This is a genomic window from Methanospirillum hungatei (genome assembly GCF_020216685.1).
GTDB classification, from domain to species: Archaea; Halobacteriota; Methanomicrobia; order Methanomicrobiales; family Methanospirillaceae; genus Methanospirillum; species Methanospirillum hungatei_B.
In genome coordinates, this window is sequence record NZ_JAIWNS010000049.1 from 1 (window position 1) to 10,000 (window position 10,000).

The following is a 10,000-nucleotide window of genomic DNA, read 5'->3' on the forward strand; positions in this document are numbered from 1 at the left end:
GGGGGTTTTCCAGAAGAAGGGGGAACGATGTCAGTGTCAGAAGAACCAGAAGCGATTGAACCGGTCGGACAGCCGGATATGGGAATGACTGCAGGTCTTGGTGGGGGAGCAGGCAGTGTCTCATCAGCCTTGTCTTCTCTTGCAGCGGAGAAAGGGATGCTTGAAGCGCTCAGGAACCAGTTGTTTGCCCAGCCTGCACCGGCTCCTGAACCTGTAAAACAGAAAAAGCCACGTGAGAAGGTGAAGATACAGAAAGTTTACAGCCTGTTTGAATGGACGACCAATAATGTGAAACGATACGGGCATGACCGGGTTGATCTCATGCTTGAGTCGTATAAGGAGATGGGTCATATCTCTGAAGAGCATTGTAAACAGGTGAAAGATATTGCCCGCCTTATGGCACCGTCGATCGGGGAAGTCCATGAGATGAAGGCAGATGAATTTGTTCTGGCACTCTATGAACTCAACCGGATATTACAACCTGAGGATCCGGGTCTTGACCGTGACATGCTTGATGTCCTGATTGAGAAGAGAAAGATGGCAATGCCATCAGGCCGGATTGAGGAGACAGATAACCTGATAGAGGATGACTCAGAGTTTGAGTATATTCCTTCCCGTGAGTAACTGCCGATATGGCAAGCGAAGCTATCTCATCGTCAATTATGATAATAGGGGCGGTCCTTGGGGCCGCAGTCCTTATTACCGCTATCCTACCAGCAATTTTTTCAGCTGGTGATACCTTCGGGACCGTTTCGTCGTCAGCTGAGCAGAAATTAAAGACTGATTTTCGGATAGTCAATACTTATGCGTATGATAATTCACCTGATGTAGTGAAAGTCTGGCTGAAAAATGTTGGTGCTATCCGAATCTCCATCTATGAAATTCAGGAATCAGATGTATTCTTTGGAGTAAATAATCAGATATCACAAAGAAGTTACTCTTCTGGTTTTACATATGAATTGAAAGGGACAAGTGATGGGTATTGGGATATTGGTGAAACCCTTGAGATCGTATTGACAGAACCAACTGGGATTTCATCCGGTGCACAACTTTATTTTTCGTTTGCATTACCTAATAGTATTCGACGAACAACAACCTTCTCTACAAATAATTAAATATGACCTCTTCTCTCATAACTGGAGCAGTAAGTCTGTTATTAATTATTATTGCAGGATATATCATTGCGACAGGAATTTTGACAGTTGCTGAGACAACAATCGGAACTCAGATAGAAATGTCTACTGTATTTGAGACAATTCAGCAAACGAAAATTTCTGTAAACGAATATTTGTGGTCAGATACAGATAATAAATTATCTCTCTATTTTGAGAATGAAGGGAGTGTTTCTTTCAAAAGGCTAGACTCGGGATATGACTTGTATATTGGCAATTCTTCGACGAATATAACAACACGATATTCATTATCTGATATTACGACCCGAATAACAAATGATATTACAAATAAAGGATTTTGGGATCCCTCAGAAGTTTTTGAGGTAAATATTACTCTTGATTATACCCCTAATTGGGCAAAATTTGTTACATCAAATGGAGTAAGTGCATCAACAAATATAAATTCTTGATTTAACCCCGGTTAGCTAATAAATCCTTCCAACTAATATTTAAACAAATCAATTGAAAAATCAAAAAAACATTATCGCTTGATAAAATTTGCAAAAATATAGAGAACACCTATTAGCAAATAGAAGAATTAATAATTAGGGGCATTCATCATATGGCAGAATTAGATCTATCCAGTGGCATGGATGAAGCCCGGGGGGACATTGCAGATCTCCTCGGGAAAGAGGAACGAAAAATCCTCACGACTGGAAACGCAGAAATCGACAAAAAAATTGCCGATGGTCTCCCTCTCGGGTCACTTACCTTGATTGAAGGAGAGAACGATACCGGTAAATCAGTCCTTACCCAGCAGTTTATCTGGGGAAGTATGCACAATAACCTCCGTGTTGATCTCTTCTCAACAGAACTGACAACGAAAAGTTTTCTGACCCAGATGGAATCGATGTCCCTTGATATCTCTGACTTCTTTGCGTGGGGATATATCCGCCTCTTTCACTGCCATCTGGTAGAGTTCAAATGGACTCCGGATGCCATGAACGATATCCTTGAACGAATCATCACCCATGTCAAGTTCAGTAATACCGATGTGGCAATCATCGACTCACTTACTATTTTCACCGAGTATACAACCAATGAAGCGGTACTGACGTTTCTGACCCAGGCAAAAAACATCTGTGACCAGGGAAAAACAATTCTTATCACTATGCACAGTTATGCATTCACTGATGAAGTCCTGACCCGTGTCAGATCCATCTGTGATGCTCACCTGCTCCTCATGAGAAAACTCATGGGTGATAAGTACGTCATGGTTTTGGAAGTGGTGAAGGTCAGAGGGGCCAGGAAGACTACTGGTAACCTTGTCAGCTTTGAAGTCCATCCCGGATATGGGATGAAGATTATTCCGGTATCCGTTGCAAAAGTCTGAATATGTCCCGGCTGCAGATTCAGGGGAAAATACCTTTTCAGGAGGCTGAGAGTCATGATACTGAAGAGTGTATAATAAACCCGGAGTCCTGCGCCCTGTACCGGATGCTGCCTGCAAATGCCAAAGAGTATGCCCGGAACTATCCCCACCTTCTTGAATACCTCCATATATTTCCGGTAGATGAATTCGGAATCCCGTTGTTCTTCTCTGAGCTGAAACGTGATTTGAAAGGAATTAAGGATCCGAATCTCATATATCCTGCAAAACCTCCAATTTTTATTCATATCTTCTTTGACCCGAATGATGTTAGGAACTTTTACATCCCCATCGAACCATCGTTCATGCATAATATCGGCCGGTTGCTTCCGGCAATCGAGTACCGGCTGGTAGACCTGCTAGATGCCCTGGAAGAAGACCCGGTCACTCCGGAAGAGCGGACAGCGGTATTAAAGCGCCTGCTCAGACAGGTCATGTATATCAAGAAAGCAGGAGAAGCAATTGATCCCAGCCTGCTGAAGATTGAAGGCCCAAAAGGGTTTGGAGACAAGTTAAAAACATTCCTTACCACCGATCTGACCGCCAAGGAAGATCCGAGTGCCGAACGGCTTTTTGCAGACGTCCCCCATCTCTCTGACGGGCGTATTATAGTAAGTCCGCAGGAGTATGAAGCAATTGAGTACCAGATGATCCGGGATAAGATTGATGTCGGACTTCTGTATCCGTTTATCTCGGATAATTTTATTGAAGATATCACGTGTGACGGACTTGGCCCCATATTTATCGAACACAAGATCTTTAAAGGGCTCAAATCTGTCGTCGGTTTTGATCAGGAGGCTGCACTTGATGATTTCTGTATTAAGCTTGCAGAAAAATCGCGTCGTCCGATCACCTATCGGAATCCCATCGTTGATGCGACCCTCCCTGACGGATCACGTATCAATATCGTGTATTCAACGGAGATCAGCCGACAGGGGAGTAACTTCACCATTCGTAAAGCGATGGATGATGTCATCTCCATCACCAAGCTGGTCGAATTTGGAACCTGTAGTTATGCACTTGCGGCATATCTCTGGATCTGCATAGAGAACGGGATGTCACTTTTCATGTCCGGTGAGACGGCATCCGGCAAGACAACCTCAATGAATGCTCTTACAACCTTCATCTCCCCTGAGTCGAAGATCGTCAGTATCGAGGACACTCCTGAGTTAATCATCCCTCATAAAAACTGGACCCGTGAAGTATCCAAAGGAAAAGGAAAAGGTGAAGGTGAAGGTTCAGATGTGACCATGTTCGACCTCCTTCGTGCAGCACTTCGTCAGCGTCCAAACATGATCATGGTCGGAGAGATCCGTGGAGTGGAAGGAGCAGTCGCATTTGGTGCCATGCAGACCGGCCACCCGGTGATGAGTACATTCCACGCTGCAACGGTGGAGAAGTTGATCCAGCGTCTAACTGGTGATCCGATTCTTATCCCCAAGACCTTCATTGATAACCTCAACCTTGTGGTCATTCAGAGTGCAGTCCGGCGGCCTGATGGAGCAATGGTCAGACGTCAGCTGAATGTTTCAGAACTGGTCGGGTATGATGCACAAAGTGGAGGGTTCTCCTTTGTTGAGGTCTTTACCTGGGACCCGGTCACTGATACGCACGAATTTACCGGTAAAGGATCAAGCTATCTTCTGGAAAACAAGATAGCAACCATGCTGGGTATTCCTGAGCATAAAAAGGCGCAAATGTACATGGAAGTAGAAAAACGTGCAAAGATCCTGGAGCGGCTTCATAAAGCGGGATATACTGACTTTATCGAACTCTTTCTGATGATAACGAAATTGAAAAAACAGGGACTTCTCAATATCGATATCTGATCCATGGCATTTGAGGGTTTTTTAGATAAACTGCGTGCGTCCAACCAGGGGAAATTACCCTTTGAGGATTTGTATGCGACGATTTATGCAAGACTCTACAAATTTTTCATAGAAGACAAGTATATGGGTTCAGATCTTCTGTTCATGCTGACATACATGGCAGCGATCATCAGTGCAGATGCGTCTCGTCCTGAAATTTTTGCATATACCGGTGCGCGATCAGAATATGTCTCGACTAAATATATCCGCCGCGCTGATCTCCTGGTGAAACGATGGGGATACAGCTATGTTGAAGCGCTCTCCAATGTCGCGAAGAAGATAGAGAATGAGATGCTCTTCTCCATGGTAAACCGGTATGCAAATGCAATTGAGTCTGGTGTTCCTGACAGTGATTACCTGAAACGTGAGCTTGAGACGATTAGGAATGTCTACAAATCAAGTTATGAACAGGGCATTGAGATGCTCAAAAAATGGGGTGATGCATATATCTCGATGCTCTTCTCAGGTGCCCTTGTCGGGATTATCATCATGGTCTCTATTGCCATTTATGCACCTGATAATATTCAGGGTACCTTGATGACCTCGTATGTGCTCATCGGTGGAATTTCAATATTGGGCATTGTAACTATGTATAAGGCGGTTCCGGCCGATCCAAAGACACACCGGCTCTTGCAGGGATCTCCGGAGCAGAACATGATTCACCGGATGGAAAAGAAGGTAGTTCCCATCCTCTGTATTATTGTCATTCTGCTTCTGCTCCTGGGTATGAATTTTGGTCTGGTCCTGATGCTTATCGGGATGCTGCTCTTCCCCTTGGGAGTGATTGCGTTCATCGATGACGGGAATATCACACTTCGTGACTCGGAGTTCCCTACGTTTATCAAAGGTGTAGGTGCGGTCCAGGGAGGTAAAGGGACCACTATTGCCCCGGCGATTCAGGATATTGATAAAAAATCACTTCCGTATCTTGAGCCCCTGATCAATTCTGTCTTTTCAAAATTAAACCTGGGACTTGATGAGGACCGGACCTGGCAGCGGTTTATCAACGATGGCGGGAGCTACCTGATATACAAGTATCTGAATATTTACCGGGATGCGCTCAAGCTTGGTGGTAAGGCTGACACGGTTGGTCAGATCGTCAGTTCATCCATGCTTGACCAGGTTCTGCTGCGGGATCACCGGCATACTATTTCCATGGGTTTTATGACTCTTCTTGTTCCGATGCATGCCATGATGGTTGCCATTTTCCTGTTTCTGTATAATATTCTGGTTGTAATGGCCGATGCAATATCAGAAAAAATGGCCTCCCTTGGAGAAGCCGGGGCGGCATTAACATCCGGGCAGGGTGCGTCTATTGCCGGGGCAATGGGTGGAAGTATGTTCGTCTTTTCCAATTTTGATAAAGATGCTATCGGGTTTTATGTCATCATCATCATTACCATGCTCACGATCTCGAATGTGGTGGCCGGGAAGATTGTTTCAGGCGGGGATAATGCATTAGTATATTTTTATTCAAGTCTTATCTGTTCTGTATCCGGGCTTCTTTACATAGTGGCTCCAATCATAACCGGAATATTCTTTATGATTCCCGTCTTTGAAGGTGTATAAGCGATGGTTGAACTCTCAGACTCTACCCGGCGGCTGGTCATATTTGTAGCAATAGTCCTTGGGGGTTCAATTCTTCTTATCTTTGATATTCCCGTCCTGTATCTGATGATGGGTGTCATTGGTATTACCATCGTTCTGCTGGTCATTACCGGCACTATCATTCTGTCAGAATTAATTCAGGAGCTGCGGTACTGGCTGAAAAACAGGCCAAAGAAGCCTAAAAAAGAGAAGCCGCCAAAAGAGAAAGGAAAGGAGAAGGCGAAGGGCGAAGGTATTTTTTCATCACTCTCCGGTAAGATAAAGATGCCATCTATTGCTCTCCCGGCAATAAAGCTCCCCGCACGGTCTGAAAAGTCACGTGATGAGAAGAAAAAGGCCAAGGAGGAGAAGAAAGGGAAAGAAAAGAAGGAAAAATCCCAAAAGCCTGAAAAAACACCAGATAAAGAAGAGGAGATCGAAGAGGCGGGCGTGGCATCAGATAGTGGAAAATCAGATGATGCAACATTTGATACCGACCTGCTGGAAGGCCTGGATCTTGATGACAGTCTTGACATCGATGCTGAACTTGACTCAGTAAACCCGGAGTTTGACAATATCCGGACTCCTTATGGAGAAGGGGAGGTCATGCCTGAGATCCCCTCTGATTCTGACGTGAAAAAGATGGATATCTCAACCCAGGATGAGGAGGAGGAGATTATCCTGGATGATGACCAAGGCCCTGACGAGATCGACGCTATCTACTCTAGCACCATAGACATAGGCTCTGACTCCGGCGGGGACGTGATCTCCAATCTTGAAGGGGGAGATACGATCAGTTCTTCTGATCTCTCTACCTACAGTTCATCTGAAGATACTCCCTATATGTATGGTCAGGAGGATGACGACTCCGGCGGGGAAGAACAGTTTGAACTCAGTCAGATGAAGGGCGGGGGCGATGATGACCTTATCGCTTCACTGAAGGCTGATATCGAAGACCTGAAGAAGAAGGATGATGATGTACTTCTGCGGGATTTGAAGGATGTTCATGTGACTGCTGAGGAACTTGCTGAAGAGCTTCAGGAGATCATGACTATCATCAACCGAAGAATAAAAAGAAGATAAATACCACGAAAAGATATCTGAAAGGAGAGTATGGCAGAGGTTCCGGCAAAACTGGAAAAAGGCGGGTCATGGGTGACCTCACGAATCGATATCGGAAATGACGGTATCGTTCTGAAAGACCCATGGAATGTCACAGTCAGCTACCGGAGTATTGTTGATCTTCAGAAACGCGGACAGATGATCACGCTCCTTGTCTCGATGCCGGACAAGACCGAGCGCCCGTACAAGATCGCGTCGGTTGAAAAAGTCCTCACAATTGTTACCAAGAAGATCATCATGGCCTGTAATGCATACAGGATCATGGCCCATTTCATGTCGCCTGCTATCAGGGGTGGCGTTCTGGTTACTGATGCGAAATGGGAGAAGGGGGCTATTGCAGTTTTAAAGACCGGCATCTGGTTTGTAAGTCAGGACAAGCAGATTAGCGTGCCGCTTAAAGAGGTCGCAAGTCTTGAGCTGACAAAACGGGAATTACAGAAGAAGAAACTTGATGTGATTAAGATCGACCACCTTGAGGGTGGCGAAGTTGTCACCAGTTTCATCCTCTGTCCGCTCTCAACTCTGCAGGTTTTATACAATTTCCTTCGTGATGCAACCAAGGATATGGACATGAAAGGGTCTGAGCTGGATCAGCTTGATGCCCAGACTGCCCAGGTCGCCATGCTTATCTACAGCGGAATGGATACGAAATCGATTGAAAACATGCTCAGCCTTCCGCCTGAAGAACTGAATGCAATATATGAGACTCTTTTAAAGTTAAAACTCGTGGATGTTGTAATGGTCAGAAAGGAAGTGCAACTGACTCCGAAGGGTGTCAGATACATCACCGACGCACTCAAGCCACCCTCGTAGGACCAGATATTCCACAATCCTTTTACCAATTAATATCGTTTAATTCATAGGAGGAACCGTTCACCCATGGGACGAATCCTGATTGTCGATGATACATTGTTTATGCGGACCTTGCTCAAGAACATACTCAGCTCCGGGGGTCACGAGATCGTCGGGGAAGCTGAAGATGGTGATATCGGCGTTACCAAATACCGGGAATTGAAACCTGACCTTGTTACGATGGATGTGGTCATGCCAAAGATGAATGGCATTGAGGCATTAAAAGCCATCAAAGCACTTGATGCCAATGCAAAAGTGATCATGTGTACGGCGGTTGGTCAGGAACAGATGGTGAAACTTGCAATTAAAAGCGGAGCGAGGGGTTATATCGTAAAGCCGTTCCAGGCTCCAAAGGTTCTGGAAGAAATTGGAAATGTCCTTGGTGCTTAATACATGATCAGGGTTCTCGTCATCGACGATTCACTCTTTATCAGGACTGTAGTACAGGACATGCTATCCGATGATCCGGATATTCAGATTGTTGGTGTCGCATCTGATGGTCTTGAAGCGCTGGATAAGATCAGGGAACTAAAACCAGACCTTATCACCCTGGACATAGAGATGCCGAGGCTTGATGGGTTGTCAATGCTTGAGAGGAAAAAGGAGATTGACCGGTTTCCTAAAACACTGGTTTTAAGCTCTTTGACTTCTGAAGGGGCAGAGATGACAAAGCGGGCTATTGCTCTTGGTGCTGATGACTTTATGCTGAAACCAAGAGGAATTAAGAATATCCGTGAGATTGGTGGAGAGTTAAAGCATAAAATAAAAAATATCTGTACGATCGCCTACATTACGGCAAAACCTGTATTAAAGGACAGTAATGCCAGGAATGTTGTGCTTATCGGCTCATCAGCCGGAGGACCCCCGATGCTTGATACCATTGTGTCAAAGCTTCCCTCAGATCTGAATGCCGCGGTGATTATCACTCAGCACATGCCCAAAGGCGGATTTACTGCAGCACTTGCGGCGCGTCTGAACAGAATCTCACCATTGCAGATACGGGAAACGGAGAACGGGGATATTTTAAAAAACGGGACTGTTCTCGTCTCCAGAGCCGGATTTCATACCGTTATCTCATCTGTTCTTGACAAAGGTGGCAGTCAGAGTGGCAAAATTGTCCTGACAGACTCTCCACCGGTTCATAATGTAAAACCCGCGGTAGATAAGACATTCATCTCTGCAGCGCAGGTATTTGGCAATCACTGTGTCACCGCAATTTTATCCGGGATGGGAAATGATGGTGGCGAAGGAACCGAGGCGATCAAAAGGGCCGGCGGCGTCACGATAGTATGCAGGGAAGAGGACTGTCTCGTCTACGGGATGGCGCGCTCTGCATTATCCCGGAACTGTGTGGATCATGTACTCTCTTTGCAGGCAATTCCTGAAAAGATCGTTGAAACTATCAGAGCAATGAACGGGTGATTTATGTCTGATCTGGATGCATACCGGAGTCTCTATGTAGCAGAATCGCGGGAAAACCTTGAGGGTATTGTCAGCAATCTTCTGGTTCTGGAAAAGGGAACTGATTCTCATGCGATAGATGAGATCTTCCGGTCTGCTCATTCACTTAAGGGTATGTCAGCATCCATGGGATTCTCTCACATGGAAGAGATCTGTCATGCTCTTGAGGATGTCTTCTCACAGATCAGAAGTGGCCGACTTGAGGTAACCCAGTCACTCGTAGATGATCTCCTCGCTGGTGCAGATGATATCGAACTGATGATTGATGAGATCGAGGCCGGCGGTGATGGGCAGCTGGAACATAAGGACCAGCGGGTAAAAAGTCTGAAACGCTGGCTGTCAGCGGGTGAAGAGAAAGTAGTGGAAAAACCCGCACCAAAGACTCCTGCACCTATAGAACCTCCCTCATCTGATACAGGTGGTGATATGTATGAAGGTCCTGCATATGATCAGGATTACGGGTCAGGTTGTCTGACATATTCACTAACGTTCTCACTTGCTGACAATGTAGACAATAAAAACCTACGTGGGATGCTGATATTTCAGAATCTGGAAAGTATCGGCGAAAT

General features: G+C 45.5%; 10 protein-coding genes and 1 pseudogene. All 11 read left to right on the forward strand.

All coding sequences use genetic code 11. The features are described from left to right. Positions 1-624 (forward strand): annotated as a pseudogene (locus LDL35_RS02720) (hypothetical protein); the annotation flags it as partial. A gap of 8 nt (positions 625-632) precedes the next feature. After that, the gene (locus tag LDL35_RS02725) at positions 633-1,115 is read left to right on the forward strand and encodes a hypothetical protein (RefSeq protein WP_304019263.1); all 483 of its coding nucleotides are present in this window, start codon (positions 633-635) and stop codon (positions 1,113-1,115) included. Between the two features lie 2 nt (positions 1,116-1,117). Then, positions 1,118-1,582, forward strand: a complete 465-nt coding sequence (locus LDL35_RS02730; protein ID WP_304019265.1) for a hypothetical protein — start codon at positions 1,118-1,120, stop codon at positions 1,580-1,582. A 152-nt stretch (positions 1,583-1,734) separates the two neighbouring features. Continuing rightward, positions 1,735-2,505, forward strand: a complete 771-nt coding sequence (locus LDL35_RS02735; RefSeq protein WP_304019266.1) for an ATPase domain-containing protein — start codon at positions 1,735-1,737, stop codon at positions 2,503-2,505. Positions 2,506-2,507: 2 nt separating this feature from the next. Continuing rightward, positions 2,508-4,370, forward strand: coding sequence for a type II/IV secretion system ATPase subunit (locus LDL35_RS02740; protein ID WP_304019267.1), 1,863 nt, complete (start codon positions 2,508-2,510; stop codon positions 4,368-4,370). 3 nt (positions 4,371-4,373) lie between these two features. Then, entirely contained in the window at positions 4,374-5,978 is a 1,605-nt protein-coding gene (gene flaJ / locus LDL35_RS02745; protein ID WP_304019268.1) for an archaellar assembly protein FlaJ, read from the forward strand. A 3-nt stretch (positions 5,979-5,981) separates the two neighbouring features. Beyond that, positions 5,982-7,079 (forward strand): hypothetical protein, encoded by a 1,098-nt coding sequence (locus LDL35_RS02750; protein ID WP_304019269.1) that lies wholly within the window; start codon positions 5,982-5,984, stop codon positions 7,077-7,079. 30 nt (positions 7,080-7,109) lie between these two features. Then, entirely contained in the window at positions 7,110-7,931 is an 822-nt protein-coding gene (locus tag LDL35_RS02755; RefSeq protein WP_304019270.1) for a CheF family chemotaxis protein, read from the forward strand. A 66-nt stretch (positions 7,932-7,997) separates the two neighbouring features. Further along, entirely contained in the window at positions 7,998-8,360 is a 363-nt protein-coding gene (locus LDL35_RS02760) for a response regulator (protein WP_011447182.1), read from the forward strand. 3 nt (positions 8,361-8,363) lie between these two features. After that, the gene (cheB, locus tag LDL35_RS02765) at positions 8,364-9,392 is read left to right on the forward strand and encodes a chemotaxis-specific protein-glutamate methyltransferase CheB (RefSeq protein WP_304019273.1); all 1,029 of its coding nucleotides are present in this window, start codon (positions 8,364-8,366) and stop codon (positions 9,390-9,392) included. 3 nt (positions 9,393-9,395) lie between these two features. Continuing rightward, positions 9,396-10,000: Hpt domain-containing protein (locus LDL35_RS02770; protein WP_304019275.1), on the forward strand; the 605-nt coding region annotated here is incomplete at its 3' end.